33 protein-coding genes and 1 pseudogene are annotated in these 26,553 nt (G+C 56.9%); 19 read left to right on the top strand and 15 right to left on the bottom strand.

The genetic code is table 11. The features are described from left to right. The first annotated feature begins 6 nt into the window (after window positions 1-6). From recO to KFE19_06830, 9 genes are all read left to right on the top strand, one after another. Window positions 7-774 (top strand): DNA repair protein RecO, encoded by a 768-nt coding sequence (gene recO, locus KFE19_06870; GenBank protein QUO39215.1) that lies wholly within the window; start codon window positions 7-9, stop codon window positions 772-774. Window positions 775-822: 48 nt separating this feature from the next. Next, the gene (locus KFE19_06865; GenBank protein ID QUO39214.1) at window positions 823-1,290 is read left to right on the top strand and encodes a hypothetical protein; all 468 of its coding nucleotides are present in this window, start codon (window positions 823-825) and stop codon (window positions 1,288-1,290) included. 36 nt (window positions 1,291-1,326) lie between these two features. Further along, the gene (locus KFE19_06860; GenBank protein QUO39213.1) at window positions 1,327-3,720 is read left to right on the top strand and encodes an endonuclease MutS2; all 2,394 of its coding nucleotides are present in this window, start codon (window positions 1,327-1,329) and stop codon (window positions 3,718-3,720) included. 74 nt (window positions 3,721-3,794) lie between these two features. After that, entirely contained in the window at window positions 3,795-4,568 is a 774-nt protein-coding gene (gene udp, locus KFE19_06855; GenBank protein QUO39212.1) for a uridine phosphorylase, read from the top strand. Between the two features lie 246 nt (window positions 4,569-4,814). After that, on the top strand, window positions 4,815-5,126 hold the full coding sequence (locus KFE19_06850; protein ID QUO39211.1) for a hypothetical protein: 312 nt from the start codon (window positions 4,815-4,817) through the stop codon (window positions 5,124-5,126). Further along, entirely contained in the window at window positions 5,123-5,323 is a 201-nt protein-coding gene (locus tag KFE19_06845; protein QUO39210.1) for a hypothetical protein, read from the top strand. Before KFE19_06850 ends, KFE19_06845 begins: the two co-directional genes overlap by 4 nt. A gap of 24 nt (window positions 5,324-5,347) precedes the next feature. Then, window positions 5,348-5,674, top strand: a complete 327-nt coding sequence (locus KFE19_06840; GenBank protein QUO39209.1) for a hypothetical protein — start codon at window positions 5,348-5,350, stop codon at window positions 5,672-5,674. A gap of 12 nt (window positions 5,675-5,686) precedes the next feature. Beyond that, complete coding sequence (locus KFE19_06835; protein ID QUO39208.1) at window positions 5,687-5,995, top strand: hypothetical protein; 309 nt, start codon at window positions 5,687-5,689, stop codon at window positions 5,993-5,995. Window positions 5,996-5,999: 4 nt separating this feature from the next. Continuing rightward, entirely contained in the window at window positions 6,000-6,206 is a 207-nt protein-coding gene (locus KFE19_06830) for a helix-turn-helix transcriptional regulator (GenBank protein QUO39207.1), read from the top strand. Between the two features lie 258 nt (window positions 6,207-6,464). On the opposite strand, the gene metA is transcribed toward KFE19_06830, so the two are convergent. From metA to KFE19_06815, 3 genes are all read right to left on the bottom strand, one after another. Beyond that, a complete protein-coding gene (gene metA, locus KFE19_06825; protein ID QUO39206.1) occupies window positions 6,465-7,403 on the bottom strand; it encodes a homoserine O-succinyltransferase in 939 nt (312 codons plus the stop codon). Between the two features lies 1 nt (window position 7,404). Beyond that, window positions 7,405-8,688: an O-acetylhomoserine aminocarboxypropyltransferase/cysteine synthase gene (locus KFE19_06820; GenBank protein QUO39205.1), complete on the bottom strand. Its 1,284-nt coding sequence runs from the start codon at window positions 8,686-8,688 to the stop codon at window positions 7,405-7,407. Window positions 8,689-9,031: 343 nt separating this feature from the next. Then, a complete protein-coding gene (locus KFE19_06815; protein ID QUO39204.1) occupies window positions 9,032-9,871 on the bottom strand; it encodes a mechanosensitive ion channel family protein in 840 nt (279 codons plus the stop codon). A gap of 391 nt (window positions 9,872-10,262) precedes the next feature. Between KFE19_06815 and KFE19_06810 the strand changes: the two genes are divergently transcribed. Both KFE19_06810 and KFE19_06805 read left to right on the top strand, forming a co-directional pair. Continuing rightward, window positions 10,263-10,778 (top strand): flavodoxin family protein, encoded by a 516-nt coding sequence (locus KFE19_06810; protein ID QUO39203.1) that lies wholly within the window; start codon window positions 10,263-10,265, stop codon window positions 10,776-10,778. Next, window positions 10,763-11,377, top strand: a complete 615-nt coding sequence (locus KFE19_06805; GenBank protein ID QUO39202.1) for a hypothetical protein — start codon at window positions 10,763-10,765, stop codon at window positions 11,375-11,377. Before KFE19_06810 ends, KFE19_06805 begins: the two co-directional genes overlap by 16 nt. Before the next feature lie 136 nt (window positions 11,378-11,513). On the opposite strand, the pseudogene KFE19_06800 reads toward KFE19_06805, so the two are convergent. The 5 genes and pseudogenes from KFE19_06800 to KFE19_06780 form a co-directional block, all read right to left on the bottom strand. Further along, window positions 11,514-11,839 (bottom strand): annotated as a pseudogene (locus KFE19_06800) (hypothetical protein). A gap of 1,047 nt (window positions 11,840-12,886) precedes the next feature. Continuing rightward, entirely contained in the window at window positions 12,887-13,501 is a 615-nt protein-coding gene (locus tag KFE19_06795; protein QUO39201.1) for a DUF1349 domain-containing protein, read from the bottom strand. A 246-nt stretch (window positions 13,502-13,747) separates the two neighbouring features. Continuing rightward, window positions 13,748-14,452, bottom strand: a complete 705-nt coding sequence (locus tag KFE19_06790; protein ID QUO39200.1) for a flavodoxin — start codon at window positions 14,450-14,452, stop codon at window positions 13,748-13,750. Beyond that, window positions 14,449-14,823, bottom strand: coding sequence for a MerR family transcriptional regulator (locus tag KFE19_06785; GenBank protein QUO39545.1), 375 nt, complete (start codon window positions 14,821-14,823; stop codon window positions 14,449-14,451). The genes KFE19_06790 and KFE19_06785 overlap by 4 nt, the downstream gene beginning before the upstream one ends. Window positions 14,824-14,928: 105 nt before the next feature. After that, window positions 14,929-15,795 carry a LysR family transcriptional regulator gene (locus KFE19_06780; GenBank protein ID QUO39199.1) on the bottom strand — a complete coding sequence of 289 codons (867 nt, stop codon included), beginning with the start codon at window positions 15,793-15,795 and terminating at the stop codon, window positions 14,929-14,931. 121 nt (window positions 15,796-15,916) lie between these two features. Between KFE19_06780 and KFE19_06775 the strand changes: the two genes are divergently transcribed. Together KFE19_06775 and KFE19_06770 are read left to right on the top strand one after the other, a co-directional pair. After that, window positions 15,917-16,417 (top strand): NAD(P)H-dependent oxidoreductase, encoded by a 501-nt coding sequence (locus tag KFE19_06775; GenBank protein QUO39198.1) that lies wholly within the window; start codon window positions 15,917-15,919, stop codon window positions 16,415-16,417. Between the two features lie 11 nt (window positions 16,418-16,428). Continuing rightward, the gene (locus KFE19_06770) at window positions 16,429-17,466 is read left to right on the top strand and encodes an aldo/keto reductase (GenBank protein QUO39197.1); all 1,038 of its coding nucleotides are present in this window, start codon (window positions 16,429-16,431) and stop codon (window positions 17,464-17,466) included. A 92-nt stretch (window positions 17,467-17,558) separates the two neighbouring features. Here KFE19_06770 and KFE19_06765 read toward each other — a convergent pair whose 3' ends face one another. The 5 genes from KFE19_06765 to KFE19_06745 form a co-directional block, all read right to left on the bottom strand. Next, the gene (locus KFE19_06765) at window positions 17,559-18,563 is read right to left on the bottom strand and encodes a helix-turn-helix transcriptional regulator (protein ID QUO39196.1); all 1,005 of its coding nucleotides are present in this window, start codon (window positions 18,561-18,563) and stop codon (window positions 17,559-17,561) included. A 10-nt stretch (window positions 18,564-18,573) separates the two neighbouring features. Beyond that, a complete protein-coding gene (locus KFE19_06760; protein QUO39195.1) occupies window positions 18,574-18,945 on the bottom strand; it encodes a winged helix-turn-helix transcriptional regulator in 372 nt (123 codons plus the stop codon). 53 nt (window positions 18,946-18,998) lie between these two features. Then, window positions 18,999-19,349: a CGGC domain-containing protein gene (locus tag KFE19_06755; GenBank protein ID QUO39194.1), complete on the bottom strand. Its 351-nt coding sequence runs from the start codon at window positions 19,347-19,349 to the stop codon at window positions 18,999-19,001. 26 nt (window positions 19,350-19,375) lie between these two features. Continuing rightward, entirely contained in the window at window positions 19,376-20,134 is a 759-nt protein-coding gene (locus KFE19_06750) for an NAD-dependent protein deacetylase, SIR2 family (protein ID QUO39544.1), read from the bottom strand. Between the two features lie 65 nt (window positions 20,135-20,199). After that, complete coding sequence (locus KFE19_06745) at window positions 20,200-21,111, bottom strand: NAD-dependent protein deacetylase (protein QUO39193.1); 912 nt, start codon at window positions 21,109-21,111, stop codon at window positions 20,200-20,202. A 108-nt stretch (window positions 21,112-21,219) separates the two neighbouring features. Between KFE19_06745 and KFE19_06740 the strand changes: the two genes are divergently transcribed. The 3 genes from KFE19_06740 to KFE19_06730 are packed head-to-tail and all read left to right on the top strand — an operon-like array spanning window position 21,220 to window position 23,195. Further along, a complete protein-coding gene (locus tag KFE19_06740; GenBank protein ID QUO39192.1) occupies window positions 21,220-21,678 on the top strand; it encodes an Rrf2 family transcriptional regulator in 459 nt (152 codons plus the stop codon). A gap of 4 nt (window positions 21,679-21,682) precedes the next feature. Continuing rightward, window positions 21,683-22,558 carry a patatin family protein gene (locus KFE19_06735; GenBank protein ID QUO39191.1) on the top strand — a complete coding sequence of 292 codons (876 nt, stop codon included), beginning with the start codon at window positions 21,683-21,685 and terminating at the stop codon, window positions 22,556-22,558. Between the two features lie 43 nt (window positions 22,559-22,601). After that, window positions 22,602-23,195: a sugar O-acetyltransferase gene (locus KFE19_06730; GenBank protein QUO39543.1), complete on the top strand. Its 594-nt coding sequence runs from the start codon at window positions 22,602-22,604 to the stop codon at window positions 23,193-23,195. A gap of 82 nt (window positions 23,196-23,277) precedes the next feature. On the opposite strand, the gene KFE19_06725 is transcribed toward KFE19_06730, so the two are convergent. Next, complete coding sequence (locus tag KFE19_06725; protein ID QUO39190.1) at window positions 23,278-23,643, bottom strand: helix-turn-helix transcriptional regulator; 366 nt, start codon at window positions 23,641-23,643, stop codon at window positions 23,278-23,280. Window positions 23,644-23,793: 150 nt separating this feature from the next. Between KFE19_06725 and KFE19_06720 the strand changes: the two genes are divergently transcribed. The 3 genes from KFE19_06720 to KFE19_06710 are packed head-to-tail and all read left to right on the top strand — an operon-like array spanning window position 23,794 to window position 25,915. Then, window positions 23,794-24,297 carry a flavin reductase family protein gene (locus KFE19_06720; GenBank protein ID QUO39189.1) on the top strand — a complete coding sequence of 168 codons (504 nt, stop codon included), beginning with the start codon at window positions 23,794-23,796 and terminating at the stop codon, window positions 24,295-24,297. A 26-nt stretch (window positions 24,298-24,323) separates the two neighbouring features. Continuing rightward, on the top strand, window positions 24,324-25,013 hold the full coding sequence (locus tag KFE19_06715) for a radical SAM mobile pair protein A (GenBank protein ID QUO39188.1): 690 nt from the start codon (window positions 24,324-24,326) through the stop codon (window positions 25,011-25,013). Then, window positions 25,001-25,915, top strand: coding sequence for a radical SAM mobile pair protein B (locus KFE19_06710; GenBank protein QUO39187.1), 915 nt, complete (start codon window positions 25,001-25,003; stop codon window positions 25,913-25,915). The genes KFE19_06715 and KFE19_06710 overlap by 13 nt, the downstream gene beginning before the upstream one ends. Window positions 25,916-26,001: 86 nt before the next feature. Here the strand turns inward: KFE19_06710 and KFE19_06705 are convergent, their stop codons facing one another. Beyond that, window positions 26,002-26,550: a flavodoxin family protein gene (locus tag KFE19_06705; protein QUO39186.1), complete on the bottom strand. Its 549-nt coding sequence runs from the start codon at window positions 26,548-26,550 to the stop codon at window positions 26,002-26,004. Window positions 26,551-26,553: the final 3 nt, after the last annotated feature.

Raw genomic sequence — 26,553 nt, 5'->3', positions numbered from 1 at the left:
GGAGCCGTGACGTCCGCGCCCTACATCGTGACCAAAGGCGTCGTCCTGCGGGAGACCGAGACCAAGGACGCCGACAAGATCCTGACCGTTCTGACGGCGGAGCGGGGAAAGATCTCCGTCATCGCCAAGGGGGTCCGCCGCAAAAGCTGCAAGTACGCCGCCTGCGCCCAGATCCTGACCTACTCCGAGTGGACCCTCTTCCAGCGGGGAGAGTGGTTCTATGTCCGGGAGGCCTCCGTGGAGGAGCAGTTCATGGGACTGCGGGCCGATCTGGAGGCCCTTGCCCTGGGGTGCTATCTGGCGGAGCTGACCGAGGCGGTCACCGCCCCGGAGATCCCGGCGCCGGAGACGCTGCGCCTTCTTCTGAACGGGCTGTATGCGCTTTCCGCTTTACATAAGCCGCCGGCCATCGTGAAGCCTGCCTTCGAGCTGCGGCTTCTCTGCCTGGCCGGATACGAGCCCCTGGCGGACAGCTGCGCCTACTGCGGAACTCCCGATCCGGAGAACCCCATGCTGGACGTGGTCCAGGGGGTGCTGCGCTGCGGCAAGTGCGGCGTGGGGGAGCGGCTAAAATCCCTGCCTCTGTGCCGGGACTCCCTGGCCGCCCTGCGGCATATCGTGTACGGAGAGGCCAAGCGGCTCTACTCCTTCACCCTGGGCCCGGAGGCCCTGGGGCGGCTGAACGCCGCGGCGGAGGCCTTCGTCTCTGCCCAGCTGGAGCGGGGATTCCGGACCCTGGATTTCTACAAGAGCCTGCAGCTGCCGCCAAATTAGAATACAAACCGTAATATTAACCATCGTTTCTACAAAAAGGAGCAAAATATGACGGAATTCACCCTCGGCGGCTACCGCCTCTTGGTGGATGTGGAGGCCACCCGGGCTTACTACGCCGCCCACAACGAGCCCTGGATCACCTGCGAGTGCGACGGGTGCCGGAATTTCGCCCAGGCGGTGAAAGACCTGCCTCAGGCGGTAAAAGACTTTTTTGACGCTCTGGGTCTGGATCCGGAGAAGCCGGGGGAGCTGATGTACTACCAGGGCACGGAGAAGGACCTCTCCGGCGGCGGGTGGTACCACCTGGTGGGCTCCGTGCTGGAAGGGTCCTCCCGGCCGGGAGATTACGAGGTGTTCCCGGCGGGGTGGCATGAGCTGGCGGAGGGCTTCTCTGTGGGCTTCAAGAATGAATGCGACCTGCTGCCGGAGGATTTTCCCCGGCCCTGCTGCCAGATGGAATTCAACCATGTGATGCCGTGGGTGCTGGCGGAGGCAAATCCCTATATTTACGAATGACCATCAAGTGAAACCGCTTGACAGGAGATCAATGCTATGAGCGAACTGTTTGACAAATCCATCCGCACCCTGGAACTGCCCCGGGTGCTGGAGCTGCTGGCGGACCAGGCGGTCAGCGCCGCCGCCAAGGACCGCTGCCGCCGCCTGACGCCGGAGACGGAGGCGGAGGAGGTGCTGCGTCTTCTGGACCAGACCGACGCGGCGCGGGCTATGATCGGCCTGCGGGGGAGCCCTTCCTTCTCTGGGGTGAAGCCGGTGGCGGAGGCCCTGGACCGGGCGGACCGGGGCGGCAGTCTCAATAACCACGAGCTGCTGACCATCGCGGATCTGCTGACCGCCGCCCGCCGGTGCAAGGAGTACTTCAACGACGAGGCGGCGGAAAAGACCGCTATCGACCACCTGTTTTTGTCCCTCCACGGCAACCGCTTCCTGGAGGAGAAGATCAAGCGGTGCCTGCCCGACGAGGACACCGTGGCCGATGCCGCCAGCACAGAGCTGGCGGACATCCGCCGCCATATGCGCGCGGCCCAGGCCAAGAGCCGCCAGATTTTGCAAAAGATCATCTCCTCTCCCAGCTACTCCAAGATCTTGCAGGAGACCATCATCACCCAGCGGGACGGGCGGTTCGTGGTGCCGGTGAAGGCCGAGCACAAGGGCGACCTGCCGGGCCTGGTCCATGATATCTCCTCCACCGGCGCCACCCTTTTCGTGGAGCCTATGGGGGTGGTCCAGGCCAACAACGAGTTCATCGAGCTCCAGGCCAAGGAGCAGAAGGAGATCGAGCGGATTTTGGCGGAGCTCTCCGCCGAGGCCGCCGCCCACCGGGAGGACATCCAGTGGGACTACGACGCTCTGGTGCATCTGGACGTGATCTTCGCCCGGGGGCAGCTCAGCTACAAGATGGACGCCGTCCGGCCGGAGGTTCGGTGGGATGGGGCCATCTCCCTGCGAAAAGCCCGGCATCCGCTGCTGGACCCCAAGACGGCGGTGCCCATCGACATCCAGCTGGGCGGGGACTTCGACACCCTGGTCATCACCGGCCCCAACACCGGCGGCAAGACCGTGAGCCTCAAGACGCTGGGCCTGCTGACCCTGATGACCCAGTGCGGCCTCCACATCCCCGCCGGGGACCGCAGCGCTGTGTCCGTGTATGAACAAGTGCTGGCGGACATCGGCGACGAGCAGAGCATCGAGCAGAGTTTGTCCACTTTCTCGGCACATATGGTCAATATTGTGGCTATTTTGAAGGAGGCGGGCCGCCGCAGCCTGGTGCTGTTCGACGAGCTGGGGGCCGGCACGGACCCGGTGGAGGGCGCGGCGCTGGCTATCGCCATCATCCAGGACGTCCGGAAGCGGGGGTCCAAGGTGGCCGCCACCACCCATTACGCGGAGCTGAAAACCTTTGCCATGACCACCGCCGGGGTGGAGAACGCCTCCTGCGAGTTCAACGTGGAGACGCTGAGCCCCACTTACCGGCTGCTGATCGGCATTCCCGGCAAGTCCAACGCCTTCGCCATCTCGGCGCGGCTGGGCCTGCCGGCGGAGGTCATCGAAGCGGCCAAGGTCCAGATGAGCGGCGAGAGCGTCCGGTTCGAGGACGTGCTGACAGAGCTGGAGGCCAAGCGCCAGGCGCTGGAGAAGCGGGAGCTGGAGGCGGACCGCCTCTACGCCCAGCGGGAGGAGGACGCCCGCAAGGCCCGGGAGTTCCGGACGCAGATGGAGCGGGCCAAGGACAACGCCCGCAGCCGGGGCGAGGCAGAGGCCAAGCGGATCGTCCGGGACGCCCGGGCGGCGGCGGATCAGGTGTTCGCGGAGCTCAGCGAGATGCGCAAGGCCCAGGCCAAGGCCGACCGGGCCCTCAACGACAACGAGGCCCGGGCCGCCCTGCGACGGACCCTCAACGAGGCCGAGGAGGCCGTCACCCGCCGGGACGCCCGGCAGGAGCCCATCCCCAAGCCCAGCCGCCCCATCCGGGCGGGGGATCTGGTGGAGATCCCCGGCGTCAAGACGCCGGCGGAGGTGGTGTCCGTGGGCAAGGACGGCACGCTGCAATTAAAGTCCGGCATTTTGAAAATGAAGGCCAGGGCCGACGAGGTGCGGCTCATCGAGGACGACGAGCGGGCCGCCCGGAAGAAGGCCCCCGCCGTCGCCATCCGGCAAAACGCGGACCGGGCGCTGCGGTCCTCCGCCGCCCGGGAGCTGGACATCCGGGGCCTGGAGACCCTGGAGGCCGAGGGCGTGGTGGAGAACTTCCTCTCCGCCGCCGTCATGGGCCGGCTGGAGACCGTCACCATCATCCACGGAAAGGGCACCGGCGCATTGCGCAAGGCCGTCCACGACATCCTGCGGCGGAACAGGGCCGTCAAAAGCTTCCGCCTGGGCGTCTACGGCGAGGGCGAGAGCGGCGTCACCGTGGTGACGCTGAAATAAATGCGGATGGGGAGCCGGCCTTGTAAAGACCGGCTCCCTTTGCTATACTGGGAAAAAGGAAAGGAGTGACTGCCATGCAGGCATTGGAGAGACAGTATCACATCGACTGCACCGCGGAGGACGTGGGCCGCTACTGCATCCTGCCCGGGGACCCGGGCCGTGTGCCCGCCATCGCCGCGCTGTTTGAGGACGCGAAGCAGGTGGCCTGCAACCGGGAGTACAACGTCTGGACCGGGTATCTCATGGGGGAGAAGGTCACCGCCTGCTCCACCGGCATCGGCGGGCCCTCCGCCGCCATCGCCATGGAGGAGCTCCACAAGTGCGGTGCCGACACCTTCATCCGGACCGGCACCTGCGGCGGCATCGCCCTGGACGTTCAGTCCGGCGACATCGTGGTGGCCACCGGGGCCATCCGGTTCGAGCACACCAGCCGGGAGTACGCCCCCATGGAGTTTCCGGCGGTGGCGGACTTCCAGATCACCGACTGCCTGGCCCGGGCTACCAAGGCTTTGGGGCTGCCGCTGCACACCGGCATCGTCCAGTGCAAGGACAGCTTTTACGGCCAGCACAGCCCGGACGCCTCCCCGGTCTACTATGAACTGAAGCAGAAGTGGGAGAGCTGGAAGCGGCTGGGCGTCAAGGCCAGCGAGATGGAGTCCGCGGCGCTGTTCGTGGTGGCGGCGGCTTTGGGCTGCCGCTGCGGCTCCTGCTTCCATGTGGTGTGGAACCAGGAGCGGGAGGCCGCCGGCCTGGACCAGAAGATGAGCGAGGACACCACCGCCTCCGTCCGGGTGGCGGTGGAGGCGCTGAAGCTGCTGATCCAAGAGGACCGGGCCGCCGGCCGCTGAGCCCCCACGACCATACATAGCTCTATATATCATCAAAAGAGGGACCGCCCGTGGGGCGGTCCCTCTTTTCTGTGCCTCGGGGCGGCGGTCCTGGGGGAAGGCGAGGGCCGAGGGCGGGCACATCGGCGGACAGGAGAGCTATCTTTTTTAGCTTGCCTCTTGACAAGTATACTTGGTATATGCTATGTTTTATTTGCAAAGTAAACTTGGCAAAAAGAAAACTAAACTGTGTAGGGAGGCTTTGCTATGGACCGCGATGAGATCCTCAGACGCAGCCGCGAGGAGGGAGAGGACGAGGGCGATATCTTCGCAGAAAACCGGGGCCGCCGCTTCGGCGTGGTGGGTTTTTCCCTTATGTTTGCCGTATTGCAGGTGTTCGACCTCATCACAGGTCAGGCTTCGCATAACATACGAGCGCTATTTTGGTGCTATGTTTCTCTGGAGTCCTGGGGCAGGTATCGTATTTCGTCTGGGAGGATCCTGTTGGCTACGGCTGTTCTATCGGCAATGGTGTCTTTGTGTGACCTGGCTTGCTACGTGCTGGAGGTGCTGCGATGAGGGGCGAGGCCACGGGACGGCAGACGGGGATGGCCCTGCTGGCTGCTGCCGCTCTGGTGCTGACCGTGGTCCTGCCGGGGCTGGCTCAGCCGGTGGAGTGGACCGCGGTACTGGAGACCTGGGAGGTCCTGCCCTGGGGCGGACCGCTGTGGTGGCTGCTGCGGACAGCGCTGGCCTTGGCAGGCCGTATTTTTTGAGTGAACGATCGGGAGGGAACGTCGATGGAAGAACGACTGAGCAAAGAGGAGATCTTGGAGCGCAGCCAGCGGGAGAACCGGAACGGGGACGAGATGGAAAAGCGCGTGCGCATCGAGGGGGAGTCCTTCAGCCTGATCTTCGTGTTTGTAATGGGCATCGTGCTGCTGGCCTGGAAGCGGATCCATGGTCTGCCGGATGAGGACGTGCTGGCCATGTTCTGGACGGCCTGTGTGGCCAACCGGATCTATCGGCTGACCCGGCGGAGGGATACCTCCGACGTGGTGACGCTGCTGATCTCCCTTGCCTTTTTGGGGTACAATCTGGTAAAATTCTTTCAGATCACCGGATAAGGAGGAGAAGCCATGGACCGGGAGGATATCTTGAAAAAGGCCCGGGCAGGAAATGCCGGCCTGGACGAGCGGGAGCAACAGATGCTGGGCGTCTCCTTCGGCTTCGGTGCGATGCTGATGACGCTGCTGTGTGTCATCCTGGCGGCGGTGCGGCTGCTGGAGGGCGGTCAGGCCTATGAGTATGTGGCCATCATCTCTATCTACCTGGCCGGGACCCAGGGCCATCAGTACTGGAAGACCCGCCGGGCGCCTGCTTTGGTGTGTGCTGTGGCCTATGCCCTGGTGTGTGCCGCCAACCTGACCCTGCAGTTTTTGGGGTGACGTCATGGACGATCAGCTGATCTTAAAAAACCGACTGAAGGTGGCACGGGCGGAGAAGGGGCTGTCCCAGACCCAGCTGGCGGAGCTGGTGGGCGTGTCCCGGAATACCATCAGCTCCATCGAGACGGGGCAGTTCAACCCCACCGCCAAGCTGGCGCTGATCTTGTGCATCGCCCTGGACAAGAAGTTCGAGGACCTGTTTTATTTTTGACCGGGACACCGGAGGGCCGGATGTTCCGGATGGAACCCGATGGAAAAAGCGCCGTCTCCGAAAGGAGACGGCGCTGCGGCTGTCGGATGACCGGAAGATCCTGCGCGGCGGGAAGGAAGAGCGTTACGAGAGGAACCCAGGAGGGGTTCCTCTCGTTTTCAATTATAAGTTTTTTGTGTTTCAAAAAACTTGCTCAGCCTGTCAAAAAGATTTTTTTGACAGGCTGAGCGCCGTCTCCGAAAGGAGACGGCGCTTTGTTCACTCGTCGGTGCGGACGCCCAGACGGATGTCCCGGATGTCGTAGGGAGCGGTCTGATAGACGCAGTAGTTCAGCCAGTTGGCGTAGAGCAGGTGGGCGCAGGAGCGCCAGTTCATCATGGGACGCTTGGTGGGATCGTCATTGGGATAGTAGTGCTTGGGGATCTGGATGGGGACCCCGGCGGCCACGTCCCGGTGGTACTCCTTGCTGAGGGTGTCCCGGTCGTACTCCGCATGGCCCATGAGGAACACCTGGCGGCCCTGGTCTGTCTTGACGGCGTAGACCCCGGCCTCCAGGGAGGCGGCCAGGACCTTCAGCCCCGGCACTGCCTCAATATCGGCCCGGTCCACCGTGGTATTGCGGGAGTGGGGGACCCAGAACTCGTCGTCAAACCCCCGGAAGAGGATGTAGTTGGGATCCTCCACCGTGTGGCGGAACACGCCAAAGAGCTTGTGCGGCAGCTGCCGCTTGGGGATGCCGTAGTGGTAGTACAGCCCCGCCTGGGCGCCCCAGCAGATGTGGAGGGTGGAGTGGACGTGGGTCTTGCTCCACTCCATGATCTCGCACAGCTCCTGCCAGTAGTCCACCTCCTCGAAGTCCATCAGCTCCACCGGCGCGCCGGTGATGATGAGACCGTCGAAGGTGCGGCGGCGGACCTCGTCAAAGGATTTGTAGAAGGCCAGCATGTGGGCCTGGGAGGTGTTCTTGGACACATGACCCCTGGGGGCGATCAGCTCCAGTTCGATCTGCAGGGGGGTGTTGCCCAGGACCCGGGCCAGCTGGGTCTCCGTGTCCACCTTGGTGGGCATCAGGTTCAGCAGGAGGATTTGGAGGGGGCGGATGTCCTGGGTGATGGCCCGGGTCTCCGTCATGACGAAGATGTTCTCCCGCCGCAGGACCCCGGTGGCGGGCAGTTGGTTGGGGATTTTGATGGGCATATTACTTCACCTGCTCCAGGGCCTGGGCGATGTCGTCGATCAGGTCCTGCTTGTGCTCCAGACCGCAGCTCATCCGCACCAGGCCCGCGGGGATGCCGGCGGCGGCAAGCTGCTCGTCGGTCATCTGCCGGTGGGTGGAGCTGGCGGGGTTGAGGCAGCAGGTCCGGGCGTCGGCCACGTGGGTCTCGATGGCGGCCAGCTTCAGATGCTTCATGAAGGTGCCGGCGGCTTCCCGGCCGCTCTTGAGCTCGAAGGACACCACGCCGCAGGAGCCATTGGGCAGGTACTTCTGAGCCAGGGCGTAATAGGGGTCGTCCGGCAGGCCGCAGTAGATCACCCGGGCCACCTTGGGGTGGTCGTGGAGGAACTGGGCCACCGCCAGGCCGTTTTCACAGTGGCGGGCCATGCGGACGTGGAGGCTCTCCAGACCCAGGTTCAGGTAGAAGGCGTTCTGGGGGGACTGGATGGAGCCCAGGTCCCGCATCAGCTGGGCGGTGCACTTGGTGATAAAGGCACCCTCCTTGCCGAACTTCTCGGCGTAGGTGATGCCGTGGTAGCTGTCGTCCGGAGTGGTGAGGCCGGGGAACTTGTCGGCATGGGCCATCCAGTCGAACTTGCCGGAATCCACGATGGCGCCGCCCACGGCCACGCCGTGGCCGTCCATGTACTTGGTGGTGGAGTGGGTGACGATGTCGGCGCCCCACTCGATGGGCCGGCAGCCCACGGGAGTGGGGAAGGTGTTGTCCACGATCAGGGGCACGCCGTGCTCGTGGGCGGCTTTGGCGAACTTCTCAATGTCCAGCACCGTCAGGGCCGGGTTGGCGATGGTCTCGCCAAAGACGGCCTTGGTATTGGGGCGGAAGGCGGCATTGAGCTCCTCCTCCGTGCAGTCCGGGGAGACGAAGGTGGTCTCGATGCCCATTTTCGCCATGGTGACGGAGATCAGGTTGAAGGTGCCGCCGTAGATGCTGGAGGAGGAGACGATGTGGTCCCCGCAGCCCGCGATATTGAACAGGGCGAAGAAGTTGGCGGCCTGACCGGAGGAGGTCAGCATGGCGGCGGTGCCGCCCTCCAGTGCCGCGATCTTGGCGGCTACATAGTCGTTGGTGGGGTTCTGGAGGCGGGTGTAGAAGTAGCCGCTGGCCTCCAGGTCGAAGAGCTTGCCCATGTCCTCACTGGTGGCGTACTTGAAGGTGGTGGACTGAATGATGGGGATTTGGCGGGGTTCGCCGTTGCCGGGGGTGTAGCCCCCCTGGACACAGGTGGTTTCGATGCGATTGCTCATAGGTGATGTGCTCCTTTCCGGTCTTGGAACGAAAAAACGGCTTTCGTCCCAAAGAATGATCTTTGAGACGAAAGCCGTGATCGACTTCCGCGGTACCACTCAAATTGCGCCTGCCTCACGGCCCGGCGCCCCTTATGGGGTCCAACAACCCCTCTGCACTGACGCGGCGTCACGGGGCGGCCCTAACGGCGGCGCACCGCCCTCGAACCCCCGGCTCAGGAGCCATAGGACCTGGAGACCCTTGCCGCCGGCTTTCACCGCCCGCCGGCTCTCTGAGGGCGCCGGTCTCCGTCCCTCTCCTTCATCGCTTTGGCAATTATTATAAAAAGCGGGACGCCGTTTGTCAACCGGGGATTTTTCCGCCGCCCTGGGTCCGGTCCTCCACGATATGGACGTTCAGGTGGTCGTAGGTCATTTCCACGTCGGCCTGAGCGAAGGTGGTCCGCAGGTTTTCTCCTACGGACATAAAGACCTGCCAATAGTTTTCCGGCGTGGCCCAGCAGTAAACCGTGTACTCGATGGAGCTGTCCTTGTAGGCGGTCAGGTACACCGTGGGGGCCGGGTCCTCCAGCACGTTTTCCGTCATGGCCACGGCGGCCATGCAGGCAGCTTTGACGGTGTCCGTGGGTGCGTCATAGGATGCGGTGACTTTCTGAACGATCCGCCGCCGGCCCAGGATGGTGTAGTTGATCATCTTGGAGGAGGCCAGTTCCTTATTGGGCAGCATGGCCAGATGGCCGTCGGTGGTGACCAGCTTGGTGTGGTTGAGACTGATCTCCTGAACGGTGCCGGAGGTACCGGATACCTCCACGAAATCCCCGATGGAGAAGGGGCGGGAGGAGAGGATCACCAGCCCGCCGGCCACGTTGCCAAGGATGTCCTCCGCCGCCAGCGTGATACCCAGGGAGCCCACCGACAGCAGGGCCACCAGGGACGTCATGGGAATATTCAGACTCTCCGCCACGATGACCACAGTCACAACGTATAAAAGCAGCTTCAGCGCTGCCAGGGCATAGCGCTGGACCCGCTCGTCCAGCCGGGTCCGGGCCAGGAGCCGCCGCAGCAGCTTGCCCAAAATGTGGACCGCGGCCAGGCAGACCAGCAGCGTCACCGCCGCGGTGAGGACGGTGGACAGCGGGAGATTGCCCAGGGCGCCGGACAGGGCCGAAGCGACGTTGTTCATAGGAAGATACCCCTTTCATGCGCAGATGGATCGCTGCTTCCAGCATAGCGGAAGCGGAAATAAAAGTCAATGCCGCGGTGGACTGGCTGTTCCCCGCGGCGCCAGGAAGGAGTCGCTGTGCGGTCGGAGACTGTCCGCCGCAGGACGAGGGTCTGCTTGATCCGCCGGGAGCAGCCAAGCAGGGCTCTGCTGAAGCCTCCGGCGGTGAACCAGGGTAAGAAGAAAGCTGCCAGGTGATGATGTTCGCATGATCGGGGAGCTAGCTGTCTGTGCGCACCCGCAAGGACGGAACCGGGCGGCAGCTGCTTTTTTCAAAAAGTTGCTTTTGCCCTGCAAGCAGAGCGAAATTTATGCTATCCTAACAAACAGGCTATGAAAGATGGAGGTTCTTATGAAACTGATCGTAAGCGACAGGCCGCTGACTCTGGCGGAGCCAGTCTGCCGGGACATCCAACTGATCGATCTTTCCGGACTTCAGATCACGAACTGCGTGGGCTGCTTCGGCTGCTGGACGAAAACACCGGGAAAGTGCGTGATCCGGGATGATGCCGTCAAGGTATATCCCTGTATCGCGGCCAGCGACAAGCTGATGTACGTCAGCAAAATCAGATACGGAAGCTATGATACCATTATGAAAACCATGCTGGAGCGGGCAATCCCGGTACAGCAGGCCTTTATCCGCCTGCATCACGGAGAGACCCACCATTTCCAGCGCCGCGTGGCATCCAAGCAGGCGGTCATCATCGGATACGGCGAGAGTTCCGATGCTGAAAGGGCCGTCTTTGAAAAGCTGGTGGCCCGCAACGCCCACAACATGAATTTTGAGAGCTGGCGGGTGGTCTTTGCACCGGAACATGAGCTGGAACAGACGGTTGAAAGGGAGGTGCTCGCATGGGAAAAATCCTGATGATCAATGGCAGTCCCCGGGCGCCCCGATCCAATTCCAAGCGGTATGCCGAGTGGTTTGCCCGGGTATGCCCGCTGGAGACGGAATACCGGCCCCTTACAAAAACAAACCATATGGAGCTTTGCCGTGCCATGGATGAGGCCTCGGACGTGTTGTTTGTATTTCCGCTTTACGCTGACGGAATACCCGTCACGCTGCTGAACTTTTTAAAAACGCTGGAGGACCATCCGCCTTCGCACAGGCCGACGATCTCCGTGCTGATCAACTGCGGGTTCCTTGAACCGCATCAGAACGACATTGCAGTGCAGATGGTAAAGCTGTTTGCCGGGAAAAACGACTATCCCTTTGGCTCTGTGCTGAAGATCGGCAGCGGCGAAGCCATTTTGTCGACCCCCTTTCGGGGCCTGGTAGGGAGGGGTCTGAAAAAGCTGTCCAGGGCGATCGCCGGAGGGCGCTGCCAGGTCATAGAGGTTACCATGCCCCTGCCCAAGCGCGTGTTCATCAGAGCTTCCGGGAGGTACTGGGAAAGCTATGGAAAACGAAACGGCGTGACAAAAGCGCAGATGGAAACACTGGCGATCGAAGATCAATTATTATGACACGGGAGCGGCAGGAACTGCCGGCCCAGGGACGAAAAAGGCAAGGAGAGGGGCGCGCCGATAGGCGCGCCCCTCTCCTTGGAACATTGCAACGAGACGAATCCCGGCATGTTCCGGCGGATAAAATGAGAAATTCCTAGGGCAGTTCTGCCAGCAGTTCATTCGCCCCCAGAGCCTCCAGCACTGCGGGGTCATGTGTGACCGGCAGTACGGTTTGCCCAGCGCAGCGGCGCCTGGTGTCCTCCATGACCAACTGCCGGGTCTCTTGGTCCAAGCCCCTGAAGGGTTCGTCCAAGACGAGGAGGTCATAGTCAGCCAACAGCCCGCGGAGAATCGCGACCCTGCGCCCGAAGGGGCCATCAGCCCAGTGACGCACCCGGCCGCCAATGTACCGGATACATTCCGCAGTACCGCCTTTCCCCTGAAAGACTTTCACAGTCCGCGAATCACGATATCCTGCATGACTTACATCCTCTCCAGATATCGGGCAACCAGCTTGAGCAGCGACAAAAAGAATCGTTCAAAGACAAGACTCACCAGTACGATCACCAGCGTCCGGGCAAACAGGTCCGGCGTGTCCAGATAGACCTTATGCTTGGATATGAATCATTCATTTCCAGATCTTTTCGGCTTTTCCCAAGGGGCGGAGGACAAAAAATAATGATCGTTTCTGGTATCCTGAACAGCGGATGCGAACGGAGCGGGGGGCTGGTACGGAAAATAGGGCAGAAACGGTTGAACTGCAGGCCCGCAATTTTTACAAAAAAGTCGCAAAAAATCCGTGAAACTTATGGTTTCACGGATTTTTCTGGTGGACCTAATCGGGATCGAACCGACGACCTTACGGATGCGAACCGTACGCTCTCGCAAGGTGGTAAGTTTTCTGCCCATGGACTGCGGTGTATGGTTTGATGAAAATGATAGACGAGGGGCTATAAAAAATACCGCTTTCAGTGTTCCGATAAGGAACTGAATGGCGGTGTTAAGGTGGACTGTCCGTAGTCAAAGAAACAGTTCGCAATCTTTCCACTCAGAGCATACCTTCTTCAGCATCAGGCTGGCAGCAGAGAGCATAAAAGTACCGGCAGCGATCTGGTTGTAATCCGCAACATTTTCAGCGCGTTGAAAAAAGCAGGGCTTATCACGGTGCCCAGCTGTGTGCCGATCCATCCCAAACCACATTGTATCTGATCTATAGCGTACTGGAACCTAAAGGGGGCCCCTCTCTGATTGAGATTCATTTCTGCGAGGGCCGTCCCTGCACGGTGGCATAGAATGTCCGCAAAGTGCTGGAAATCCCGTACCACGGGATTGAGAATGCCGTCAAGGAAGGGATGGAACAGACTACACTGGCATCCATGAGTGAGAAGTTCTGCGGACTGGTAAACTGTCGCAGAATTTCCAACATAGAAGTAAGCAGCAGCGCCTCCGGAAGCACATCGTAAGATGTTGCCTTCGGAGGCGCTGCTGCTGATACTTTGTTATTGTCCACAGTCGGCCTTTTTGAACTCAAATACTGTCGTCTGGAGCCTGCCCGTCATGTGCCATCCATTTGCAGTCTGTTACTTCCATATTGGTGAAAGCCGCGCGGAAGGACGAGTCCTCAGGGCTGCAGGCGTAAATGCCAAAGGATATTTTTCCCTCAGCTTCATTCAGGTGACAGATGCGCATCTGATGGAATGACTTACCGTCTTCCGAGCACTCGATGCAAAAATCATTTTCTCTGCGGCTTAAGCGGTACCACATGGATTTTATATGGGCAGAGATCTCCGTGGTCGCCCAGTCAGAATAGCCGTGATTGGTCACCACACTGCCCAGGTGCTGAAAGGTCTCATTTTCATATTCAATAGAACCCTTCAGCCAGTTTTCACTGTCCAGATACAGCACAACCCCACACTGGTCAAAGCGGTGATGGCTTTCCGAAAATTCCGTTTTTACCACAAAGGAAAAAAACGTTTCTTCCGTTTCCATCTGCAATACAGGAGCATTATCGTTGCGGAAATGGTAATAGGTTCTTTGCCAAAGATCCGTGTGGGGTTTCGTGACAATTTCGATTCGATCCTGTGTGATCACACAACTCTTTGGTTCTCGTGTCCATGTTAAGTTTTGAATGTCAAATTTCAAGATAATTTCCCCCTGTAGTTCCGGCTCTTGCTTTTTATCTCCAGCTGTCAACTTTTACATGGTTCACTGATAAGGTTGTGTCATTCGAAATGCCAGGCAAAAGTTGATTCTGCTCCATATACGGCGGTAGTATATCATATTTTCAGCAGATTCTCAACTTTGGCAAAAACTGCCTCGCCGCTGCCGTGGCCGATGCAGCACATGCCCAGGCTGGAAAACCTCAAGCTCTGAACATCATGGCCGCTCTTATACCGGAGAAGATTCGGGGAGATCCAGTCCCTGCACCCAGGAAGCCACAGTGTTCTGGGACACACTGCCGCTGAACCGCTGGCCATCCAGCCACCGAGCGTTTTCCGTCAGTTCCTGCAGGCCGTCGGCACTGGAGCCGATACCGCTGGAGCCGGAGGTGCAGAAGGGAACGATAGTGGCGTCGCCGAAGTCACAGCTCTCCAGGAAGGTGTAAATCACCTTGGGGGCCTGCCCCCACCAGATGGGGTAGCCCAGAAACACCACATTGTAGTTCTCCGGATGTTCCAGAGTACCAGTGATGGCGGGCCGGGCGGCAGGATCATTTTGCTCCTGGTTGGCGCGGCAGTTGTCATTGCTGTAATTGAGATCTTCGTCGGTGTACGGCACTTCCGGAACGATCTCATAGAGGTCGGCATCCAGGATGCTCTGGAGATGCTGGGCAATGCCTTCGGTGTTGCCGGTGGCGGAGAAGTAGGCCACCAGAACGCCGTCCTCCGGTGTTTCCACGTCAGATTCGCCTGCCTCCGGCGTGGAGAAAGCGGGAGGGGTGGATTGGTTGGGAGTGGACGACTCCTCCTTGGAGGATGTCCCCTCCTGCTGCGTCTGGGACTGGCCGGGGTTGCTCTGGGTTTCCACCTGGCCGCAGGCCGTCAGGCCAAGCAGCAGAGTCAAAGTGATTAGAATCGTAAACAGTCGTTTCATTTTTTGGTGCCTCCTCCTGGCGTGGTTTGTGTCTTGCGTATCTCATGGCGCAGGTAATCCAGCCGCTGGAGCTGGCGCTCCTTAAAGTGTATCTCATCCAGAGCAGCTGTGCGCTTTTCCTCCAGCATTCTGAGTCGTTGCTCCTCCGTGTGGGGCTGCTCCAGGAGCAGGCGCATATAAGTCTCCACCTCCGATGTGGTAAAGCCCAGGTCATGGAGCGTCAGGATGGTGCTCAGCCGTTCCAGATCCGTGTCGTCGTACTGCCAGGCCCCCATCACTTCTTTTACCGCCCCGCAGAGCCCCCAGCTTTCATATTCGCTCAGGATGTGCATGGGGATCTGGTAGCGCTCGCTTGCCTCCTGTTTCGTCATCATAAAACCTCCAAAATGAAAATGCAGGCGTCCTTCCTCGGACACCTGCATTGTAAATCAGACTTTTTGCTATGTCTAATGCTTACTTTCTTTTTCCAAAAATGCCTATTGCACATTTTTGATATGCTGATGGAAGGCCTCCACCACCGGTGTCAGTACCAGATCCTTCTTCCAGACCAGGACGGTTCCTGTGTCCATCGTGGGAGAAAGCGGTATGAATCGGAGATCATCAAAAGAAAAATTCAAATCAAAACTCAGCGCGGTTCCCACACCATAGCGTACCATGTTGGCTGCGTTGAGGATCAGATTAAAGCTGGCGGCAATCTGCAGCCGCTCCCATCGGTCACCAAACCAGTTGGCTAACTCCCTCTGGACACGCTCACGGCCGCTGATAATCAACGGAACCTGTTCCAGATCATCGGGTGTGACGGAATCCAGTCCGGCGAGCGGAGAGTCCAGGCGCACCAATACCCCCCAACGATCACGTTCTTTCATTCGGCAGAACGCATATCGCCCTACATCCACTGGTTCTGTCAGAAGGCCCATATCCAAAAGGCCCGTGTCCAACCGTTCCTTCACATCGTCGGCGGTGGCGCTGAAAATTCGGAAGGTGACCTTGGGATAGCGTTCCCGGAAAGAAACCATGGCGCGGGAGAGGAAGGACATGCTTCGGGTCTCTCCTGCACCAATGGCGATTTCTCCCATCAGCTCTGTTTCACGCATGGTAAACTCCCTGGTCGTCTTTTCTGCCAGATCCACCAACTCCTGCGCACGGCGGCGCAGCAGCATTCCGTCTTCCGTCAGTTCAATGTGATATCGGCTGCGGCGAAAAAGCTGTACCCCCAACTCCTCCTCCAGCTGCATCAACTGCCGGGAGAGGGTGGGCTGGGTCAGGTGAAGCAGAGCTGCTGCCTTAGTAATGTTTTCCTCCCTGGCCACCGCCAGAAAATATTTCAAGACACGAAGTTCCATGGTTCTGCCTCCTTGAGTCCATCGTATCATATCCACTCCCATCCGGCAATATAAAAATGCCTTACAAGAATATTTCTAAATAGGAAATGAGTATTTTACATTTTTAGGTGCTGGATTTACAATGAGGTCAAAGGAGGTTTCATCTATGAACGCATTGGTTGCTTATTTCTCCGCCAGCGGTACCACCGCTAAGGCGGCAAAGGTCCTGGCAAAGGCCGCAGATGCTGACCTTTATGAAATCAAACCCGCAATTCCCTACACAAGAGCGGACCTGAACTGGATGGACAAGGGCTCCCGCAGCAGTGTGGAGATGAGCGACAAGCACTCCCGTCCGGCCCTGGCCGATACGGATGCCCCCATTGCTGGGCACGATGTCATTTTCCTGGGCTTTCCTATCTGGTGGTATGTTGCTCCCACTATTGTCAACACCTTCCTGGAGAGTTACGACTTTACCGGCAAGACCATTATCCTTTTTGCCACCTCCGGCGGCAGCGGGCTGGGCAAATCGGCTGTTAGCCTGCGCGCCAGTGTGCCCGGTGCCAGGATCGTGGATGGACGATTACTCAACGGACGGCTGAACGCGGACGAACTGAAAACATGGGTGTCCGGGTTGAAACTCTGAGGTGAATCGATATGAGATATACAAAACTGGGCAAATCTGATTTAAATGTCTCCCGTATCTGCATGGGGTGCATGGGCTTCGGAGACGCCCAAAACGGTCAGCACTCCTGGACCATTGACGAGGCGCATTCCCGGGAGATCATCAAGCGAGGACTGGAGCTTGGGGTTAATTTTTTTGACACCGCCATTGGCTACCAGAGTGGCACCAGCGAGCAGTATGTGGGCCGGGCCCTGCGGGACTTTGCCAAGCGGGACGAGGTGGTGGTAGCTACTAAGTTCCTGCCCCGCACCAATGAGGAAATTGAGGCCGGCATCAGCGGCCAGGAGCACATTCGGCGGATGCTGGACAAGAGCCTTCAGAACCTGGGGATGGACCATGTAGATCTCTATATCTATCACATGTGGGATCACCAGACGCCCCTTTATGACATCATGGAGGGACTGAACAACGCTGTAAAGGCGGGCAAGGCTCGGTATATCGGCATTTCCAACTGCTTTGCCTGGCAGCTCGCCAAGGCCAACGCCTTGGCGGAGAAAGAGGGCTTTACCAAATTTGTCTCCGTTCAGGGGCACTACAACTTGATCTTCCGGGAAGAGGAACGGGAGATGGCACCCTACTGCCGGGAGGAGAACATTGCCATGACCCCTTACAGCGCTCTGGCCGGCGGGCGGCTTTCCAAGCGCTCCGGTGAGACCTCCAAGCGGCTTCAGGAGGACAGCTACGCCCAACTCAAATACGGCGCGGCTCACGATCAGGACGCTCCCATTTTGACCCGGGTGGCGGAGCTGGCGGACCGCCGGGGCGTTTCCATGACAGAAATCTCCCTGGCCTGGCTGCTGACCCGTGTTACCGCTCTGGTGGTTGGAGCTACAAAACTCCATCACATCGAAGGGGCCGCCAAGGCGGTGGATCTCGCCCTGACGGTGGAGGAGTGTGCCTACCTGGAGGAGCTTTACACCCCCCATCCGCTGGTGGGTGTCATGGCCCAGAACACGATTGCTGCAGCGAAAAAGGACCATGTCTGGTCTACCGGCAATCAGATTATCTGAACAATCAACGAGATTACAAAAAACCGCTTGAAGGGCACTCCTTGCAAAAGGGGTGCCCTTCAAGCGGTTGTGGCTAAAATCTTTTGCCTGTTTTAATCGTTCCAATTGGAATCCTGGGTACGACGATACTCGGTTGGGAGTATCTGTGTCACATCTTTGAATGCTTTTGAAAATTTCCCTTGGGTTTCGTAGCCCACCCGATCTGCGATTTCGGAGATCGGAATCCTGGTTTCTCTCAGCAGTTTCATGGCCTGTGCCATGCGGTATTCTTTCATGTAAGTGGCAATGGGCAGGCCATATACGGTCTTAAAGACTTCCTTCAGCGTGGAGGTGTTGATGAGGTATTGCTTGGAGAGTGCCTCAATGGTAAACCGCTGATCCAAATGTTCTGTCAGCTGACGGTGGATTTCCTTGATCAGTTCCGTCTGTTGAGAACCGTATTGCGTCAGTGCATGCTTTTCGGGCTCCACATCCGAGAGATAGAGCAGCAACTCCTGGATTTTGAGCTGTAAGTAAGCCCTGCGCCGGAAAGAGGGGGCTGAATACAGGGGCGCAAAGATCCCTTCCAGTTCCGGGCAGGCCGGGATAGCTACCGGTTTTTCACCGCAAAAGGTGCTTTGTATGGTTGGAAGATCCAAGCCGGACTCTTTTAGAATTTCCGGGCAATTTGCGTCCAGGACCGGCAAATCGATGGAAAGAGAAATGCCCTCCGCATAGCCCAACGGAAACATCATGGCCGAGTCCGCACAGCAAGCGGAGCTGTGAGCGGTGAGATCTCCGGCACCCAAATAGACCGCTGTGCCACCCCGCATATTCCAGCCTACACGGCCGTTACGGCAGTAGAACAGCTCCAGAACAGAGGAGGAAGCAGCGTGGTGTACGGTGATTTCCGCAGCTGACAGCAGGTTGTAGGAAGCGTCGACGCCGGGGAATACATGGTAGGCTTCTATTTTCCCTTTTCCAACTGTTTTTGCAGAAAATTGCCCGGTTAGAAGGACATACTCCTGACCGGATGGAGAATTGCGAACGATTGTCAGGCCTCCGGCCGGAACATCCTGTAATTGCTGTGTGACATGTGTGGGTTCCTGTTGTTTCATGCGAACTTCCTCACAAATTTTGCTTTGATGGGCAGGCAATTACCACTAAGTCTTCAATCATGTGATGGAGCAGCTGAGCCTGCTGTGTGTTTGCCGCGGTATAATATACTTCTTTTCCCGCCCTGCGGTTGACAATCAAACCGGCGGCTCTCAGTAGTTTGAGGTGATGGGATACCGCCGGACTGCTCATCCCTACCATGGCGGAGAGATTGACCACACATTCCTCGCAGTGGCACAGCAGCCAGAAAATACGCAGGCGACTGCCGTCCCCCAGCTGCTTAAAAATATCTGACAGCGTCTGAAAATTCTCCACACTGGGCATATTCTGCAGTTCTTGCTCCATGGGCTGTCCATGGTCGTGAGGCAAAGAAGTGGTTTGCATCGGATCACCCTCCTGTTTGATTTATCATACCACAGGTAGGTGCGGGTGCAAACTTATTCCTGTTCCGGTCCTGCGTCGTGGGTATAGTCCAGGATTTGAACCTTGTCGCCAACGGCATTCTGTACCAGATCCTTCATCCGCTTGGCAAAGGGGCAGGGATAGCCGATGGGCGTGCCCTTTTGGATACAGGAGGCAAACGCAATGGTGTCCGCCCCCTGGCTAACCAGAGAGTTCGCCCGCAGCACTACTTTCTTTCCGGGACAGCCTCCGCAGTTGATAAAACCCACCAGCTCAATATCCTCCACACCTGCAAAAGCGCCTTTCCGCTCACGGATGGTTTGAAAATCCCCACTTCCGGGGCAATAGTCCTCTGTCTGCGTACAACGAATAATTCCCAATTTCATATTTAGTGTCTCCTTTCCTGATATGTTCATCGTTGATCCGCCTCCCGAAGGGCGGATAAAATCTCGCCCAGCGAGCCGTCCAGACCAAATGACTTGCGTTTGATACTGTCTGCAATGTAGACCTCGCCCAGATTGATGGTAGCATAGGTGGCGTTGGGCTCCTGATCCACCAAACGCATCAGAGGCGCTTTGATGAGTTGATTGCGCCATCCGATCCCCAACTCCAACACGACCAGCTTTTTTTCGTGATATTGGTTCAGAAAACTCTGGAATCTCTGCGTGGCGCCGTGGTCCGGAACCATATTCGGCCCTGCTGCCATATGAACCTCCATGGGGCCGCCGCATCGGGGACACCGGGGCACCAAATCAGAGGGGATTCTGCCATCCTGTTCCGCAGCTGCCATCTGCTCTGCCAACTCCAAAATGGGATAGAGGGTATCATGGCAGGGGCGGGCGCATTGCATGGTCAGCCAGGTCCCCTCGATTTCATAAATCTTCTCCGGTGCAAATCCGCTGCGTTCAAAGTGACATTCTCCGTTGGAGGTAAGGACGAAATAGTCCCTGTTGCCCACAATGGCTTTCAAGTCCTGCATGACCTGTGTGGGTTGATACTGTCCGCAGTAGTGGTGGATGAGCCTGCTCCAGAAGGCCCATTTTACTTCTTCTGAAGGCCAGCGGGTTCCCATCCCATGCAGCAGGCACCGAAGGCCGTACTTGTCCTTAAAGTCGCCGAACAAATTCTCAAATGCCTGGTTATCTGCAAAGAGGTGCAGTCCTTCAGTCATGGACAGGCCATTGCTGGCTCCAATCAAGATGGCATCCGCTTTTTGGATTTTCTCTGCAACTGGTCTTAGATCATACATGATGAGTCTTCCTTTCCGGACATATGTGCTGCCGCATCCTGCAAGACAGCGGCAATATCCTCTTTGATGGCCCAACCCTTTTGAGATAACGCTTGGGGCAGGAGCGCGTCTTTTGGGTTGATGGTGATGTAATATGCCTGCGGGAGAGAATAGGTCAGATTCCAAAAGGGTTCCTGAATAAACATGGGGGTCATGCACCCCACCCCCAACTCCAGGAAGAGGATTTTTTTATTCTGATTAGCAGTCAGGAACTCATTGATCTTTCTGTATTCTTCCTTGTACTTCTTACCCTCCAAAAAGGTATAGCCTCGCACCCAAGGTTCCATTTCCGCACCGCATTTGGGACACCGAGGGATCAATTCTGCCGGGATACAGAGATTTTCATCAATTGCATCGTTCATTTCATAAACCATCTCTTTGTTCCAGTAGATCTCGTCGTGGCAGCGGCGGCTGCACTGATAATAACGGGAGTCCCCTTGGATGGCGCTCAGCTTATCTTCTGATACCACGCGGGTAAACTGAAAGTCTTGGTTTGTAGTCATAATGTGGTAATTCCTATCCTGAAGCAGCTTCATCAGGTCATAATAGGGCTGACCTGTGGGACATTCATACTCCATGTAACCCATTCGGGCAAGGAAGGCCCAGTGGGCCTCCGGGGACGGATAACGGTAGTAAAATCCATTGAAGGCACCGGTAAATCCATATTTTCGGTGGAAGTCCCCCAAGTATTGCTCAAATATCGCATCGTTTTGATAGAAGAAGTTGAAGCCGCAGGAAGCTGACATACCCGCCGCAGCGCCCACCAAAATTGCATCGGCCCCACTAATTTTGTCTACCAAGACCTGCACATTTTGGCGGTGGACGGCGGAATCAATGAATATTTTGTGGTTCAGTAGCATAGTTGACATGATTCCTCCAACCTGTTATTATAATAATTACATGTTGCAAGCATAGCGTGTTATTTTATAAATTACAAGTAGGCAATTAAAAATTTTTGAGGTGAGCCCATGAAATACTCTACCAAGTTGAGTGACGCACTTCATATATTGGCCTTTCTCAGTATGGGAGCCGGTCAGCGGATCACAAGTGCTAAGATCGCAGAAAGTGTAAAAACGAACCCGGCCTATATCCGGCAGCTAATGGCCAAGCTGAAGAGTGCCGGCATGATTACCAGCTCACAGGGACAGGCCAATGCGGAATTGACCAGGCGCCCGGATGAGATCACGGTGTTGGATGTCTACCGGGCAATTGAGGGCAATAAGCCCCTACTTCACTGGGATATTGATACCAATCCGGAATGTGGCGTGGGGATCTATGTGCAGCTGAGCATTGCGGACTTTTACCAGGAGATCCAGAAGGCTGCCGAACAAAAAATGCAGACCATCACCCTGCAAGACATCATAGACCGGTACGGTAAAAAGCTGGACGAGCTGGAGCAGAAGGCAGAGCGGGACTTTACCCCATGAGGAGATGTTGACAACGAACACGCAGAAAAAGATCGGATTGGTGGTGGAAGGCGGCGGGATGAAGTGCGCCTATAACGCTGGGATTCTGGATGCCTTTCTGGACGAAGGGATTACGTTTGATTATTGCATTGGCGTATCCGGTGGATCTGGCAATCTGGCTTCCTATCTGGCGGGGCAAAGAGGCCGGAATCTTCGTTTTTTTACGGAGCATATTCATTCGCAGAATTACTTCGGTTTGAGAAGCCTGCTGAAAACCGGAGATCTGTTTGGATTGAAGTACATCTATGGTGAATTGACCCGCAAAGAAGGAGAAGATCCTCTGGATTTTCCCGCTCTGATGAACAACCCGGCGGAGTACGAGATTGTGGTCACAAACGCGCTGACAGGATTGCCGGAGTACTATGGGCGGGAGATGATGGCGCAGGACGATTACCGCCTGATCATGGCCTCCAGTGCCATCCCGGTTGCTTGCCATCCGGTGGAACTCAACGGAGTGCCCTACTTTGACGGAGGCCTTACCGATGCCATCCCGGTTCGCCGCGCCCTGGAGCAGGGGTGTGATAAGCTGGTGGTCATTCTCTCCAAGAACCGGGACTATGTACGAAAGCCTCAGGGTATGCGCAGGCTGTATCGGCGGGCCTGCCGCAGTTACCCCAACATTGTGGATGCTATTGATCGTCGCCATGTAGTGTACAACGAAAATTGGAAGGATGTGTTTTCCCTGGAACGGGATGGGACTGCCTTTGTCTTTGCTGCCAGTGAGCCCATCCGCGTGGGGACTTACTCCATGAAAGAGGATGCGGAACGAAACCTATATGATTTGGGGTTGCGGGATTTTACCGCATGGAAAAACGATTTGTTGGAATTTCTGAGTATTTGACCATAAATGAGCATTAGCAGAGGAAAGGTATGTGAAACAAACGATGGAACCAATGGAACTTTTGACAAGCAGCACTCCGTACAGCGTCTATAACTTTCATCTTCCTCAAAGTCTGAAGAAAAATGCCGAGCAGCTGTGCTGGGAGTATAATCAGCTGCCGCCCGGGCAGGAGGAGCGGCGCAGAGAGATTTTGAAAAAGCTGTTTGGTACATGTGATCCGAAAACCTTTGTCATGCCTGGGTTTCGTTGCGATTATGGGTTCAATATCCATACTCACGGACTGGCGTTTATCAATTATAACTGTGTGATTCTGGATACTTCCCCGGTGCATATCGGGGCCAACGCCTTTATTGCCCCCGGCGTATGTATCAGTTGTGTGGGCCACGCCATGGATGCCCAACAGCGGGCAGAGACGATTACCACATCGGCCCCTATTACCTTGGAGGAGGATGTGTGGATTGGTGCCAATGCTGTGATATGCGGAGGAGTCACCATCGGGAAGGGTTCCATCATTGGGGCTGGAAGCGTGGTGACCCGGGACATCCCCGCGGGCGTTGTTGCCGCAGGAACGCCCTGCCGTCCCTTAAGACCGGTTACAGAGGCAGACAAGCTCGACTTGCGTACCGTTTCCTTTTAAAAAACGCCGGAATGATTTGACCGATTGTCAAACCATTCCGGCGTCTCTTGTTGTTTTGGAGAACTCTTGGAAAGCCACTTGCTCAAGGGATATATTTCATGCCCCACTGGGAGATGGCGTAGAAAATGGGCAGCAAATCCGTTCCCTTTTCTGTCAGGGAATACTCTACTCGGGGCGGGATCTCATTATACTGCTCCCGGTGTACCAGACCATCCCCCTCCAGCTCTTTCAATGCGTTGGTGAGCATGGTGTTTGTGATAGGTTTGAGCATCTTTTTCAGTTCCCCAAACCGCATGGGAGACTGGATACAGAGCTCGTAGATGATCTGGAGCTTCCATTTCCCCTGGAGCATCTGAACCACCGGGGTCACCGGGCAGTTTCCGTTTTCGGTCAGGATAACACTGCCCACTCGGGCTTGAAATTCCTCATAGGTCATGGATTGATTCATAACGCAGCACTCTCTCCATCGGTATGGTTTTTCGTACCAAGTACAAATAATCTGCGTACTTGCACCGTTATTTCTTCTAAGTATAATAATTATATCGACATCAAAATGGGATGTCAATGACAGAACGAATTGAGAGTGAGGTATTGATTTATGAAAGAACTGAACATCATGGAGGCCACTGTCCTGACCTCCCCTAATCCCCTGACCCTGATTTGTTCCCAGAATGAAGACGGCACCACGAACCTGGCCCCCATCTGCTTTGTGTCCTACCTGTCCTTCAACCCGCCCATGGTCGGCTTTGCCGCTGGCAAGCAGTCCCATACCGGCAAGCGGGTGCGGGAAACCGGCAAGGTGATCGTGACAGTTCCGGGGGAGAGTCTGACTCAGGCCGTGGTGGCCTGCGGCAGTTCCACCGGTGCCACCAGCCACAAGGTGGAGGAAAACCACATTGAGATGACCTCCGTAGAGGGCAGCGACATTCAGATTCCTGCGGATACCCGCCTTGCCATGGTAGCTACTTTACAGCAGACTGTAGAGGTGGGCGACCATATCATGCATATCTGCCAGGTGGACAAGTTCCTGGGTGACGAGAGCAAACAGGGTCTCTATGCCTGGAATGGCTTTGGAAAAGTCGCCCCGGCAGTGGAAGGCTAAGACAGAAATGACTGGGGGAGATTCCAATGGCGGTGTGCATCAAATCCCAGATTCAGAACATGAATCTGGTCATTGGCTGTACCATCGGCTGCAGCTACTGTTATGCCAGAAATAATGTACGACGGTTCCATATGATTGATGATTTTGAGAAGCCGGAGTACTTCCCCGGAAAATTGCGGCTTATGGAGAAAACTCGCCCCCAGATTTTTCTGCTTACTGGAATGAGTGACTTTTCCGGCTGGAGAGCAGAGTGGCGGGATGAGGTATTTGCCAAAATGGAGCGCAATCCCCAGCACCAGTATCTGTTCCTGACCAAGCGGCCGGAGGAAATCGATTTCTCTACCCATCTGGATAACGCCTGGTTCGGCGTGACCGTTACCTCTTGTAAGGAAAAGAACCGGATCCCGGCACTGCGGGAGCATATCCGCGGCGGACATTATCACGCCACCTTTGAGCCCATGTTTGACGACATCGGGCCAGTGGATTTCACAGGGATCGAGTGGGTGGTCATCGGAACTGAAACTGGACGCCGAAAAGGAAAATCTGTATCCAAGCCGGAGTGGGTGTGGAACCTGACCGACCAAGCCCATACCCTGGGTATCCCGGTCTTTATGAAGGAAGACCTGCTTCCCATTATGGGAGAGGAACAGATGATGCAGGAATTACCCACCGCATTTCATAAGGTACTGGAGGAACAAGCCAAATGGCAGAAATGATGGAAAACGATATCCTGATCCGGGATGTGGAGACAAAAAACATCATGACCAAATCCAATCTGCCCGTAGGAGGCTACTCCGTAAACCCCTATGTGGGCTGCACTCACGGCTGTAAGTACTGCTACGCCTCCTTTATGAAGCGCTTTACCGGGCACACCGAGCCCTGGGGGACCTTTCTGGATGTAAAGCACTGGCGGGAGATCAAAAATTCTCAAATATACCGGGGACAGCGGGTGGTCATCGGCTCGGTGACCGACGGCTATCTCCCCCAAGAGGAGCAGTTTCAAAACACTCGCAAGCTGTTAGAGCAGCTGAAAGGCAGCGGGGCGGAGATCCTCATCTGTACCAAGTCCGACCTGGTGGTGCGGGATATTGACTTGCTCCGGGAGATGGGAAAGGTGACCGTCTCCTGGTCCATCAATACACTGGATGAGGATTTTCGTAGGGATATGGACAAGGCAGTGAGCATTGAGCGACGGCTTTGTGCCATGAAGCAGGTCTACGACGCGGGTATCCGTACGGCCTGCTTTATCGCGCCGGTATTTCCCGGTATCACGGATTTTAAGGCCATTTTCCATCGAGTGAAGAATCAGTGCGACCTGGTCTGGCTGGAGAACCTGAACCTGCGGGGCGGATTCAAGCAGGAGATTTTAGACTACATCCATGAAAAGTATCCACACTTGATCAACTTGTATCAGGCCATCTATCAAAAGGGTGATCGGAGCTATTTCCGTGACCTTGAGCAGCAAGCAGAGCAGCTGGCGATCGAAAATGGCTGTCCCTTTGTGGATAACGAACTGCCCTATGGCCTGGCGGAGCCGGGCCACCCGGTGATTGTGGACTATTTCTACCACGAGGAGGTCAGGGGGTCGGAGAATACGGGGAAACGAAAAAGAACCTGATGTCGCAGGCAAAAGGAAGGCCGGAGCAACACCGCTCCGGCCTTCCTTTTGATATTTTGTTTGGCCGTTTCGTGAGAGCAGGAATCTCAAATGGATTGTCCCAGTGCATAAGCCTGCTGAAGCTCAGGTTTTCCGTCAATATCCCCCACATCTGCGTTTCCGCCGGCCAAAACATGACCAAGTTCTGTCCATCGAAGATGCTTCATTAGGTGGCTGTAGTATGCCTGTACATCTTCAAAATCGTGGCCTTCCGCAGCCATCAGTAGCACGCCAAAGCGGTCATGTCCCCGGAGCAGATTTCCATCGTTCTCCTCCAGCGCAAAAAGACGGTCCATGGCTGTTCGAAGCTGGCCGCTCAGGTTCCAGTAATACAGCGGCGATGCCAATACGACCACATCGCTCTCCCGCACCGCCGGATAGATCTGATCCATGTCGTCTCTCTGGATACAGGGACATTCTTTTGTACTGTGTCCACTGAAGCAGCCCTTACAGCCGTGGATATTCATATCGCTCAAAAAGAATTCCCGGACGATATGCCCGGCCTTTTCCGCACCCTCTGTAAAGGCGCGTACCAGGGCTGAAGTGTTTCCTTTTCGCCGGGGACTGCCATTGAGAATTACGATCTGCTTGCCCATTCC

Source organism: Dysosmobacter sp. Marseille-Q4140, assembly GCA_018228705.1.
Lineage (GTDB): Bacteria > Bacillota > Clostridia > Oscillospirales > Oscillospiraceae > Oscillibacter.
The sequence above is the reverse complement of the archived record's forward strand: the minus strand, read 5'-3'. Positions and strand labels throughout refer to the sequence as shown.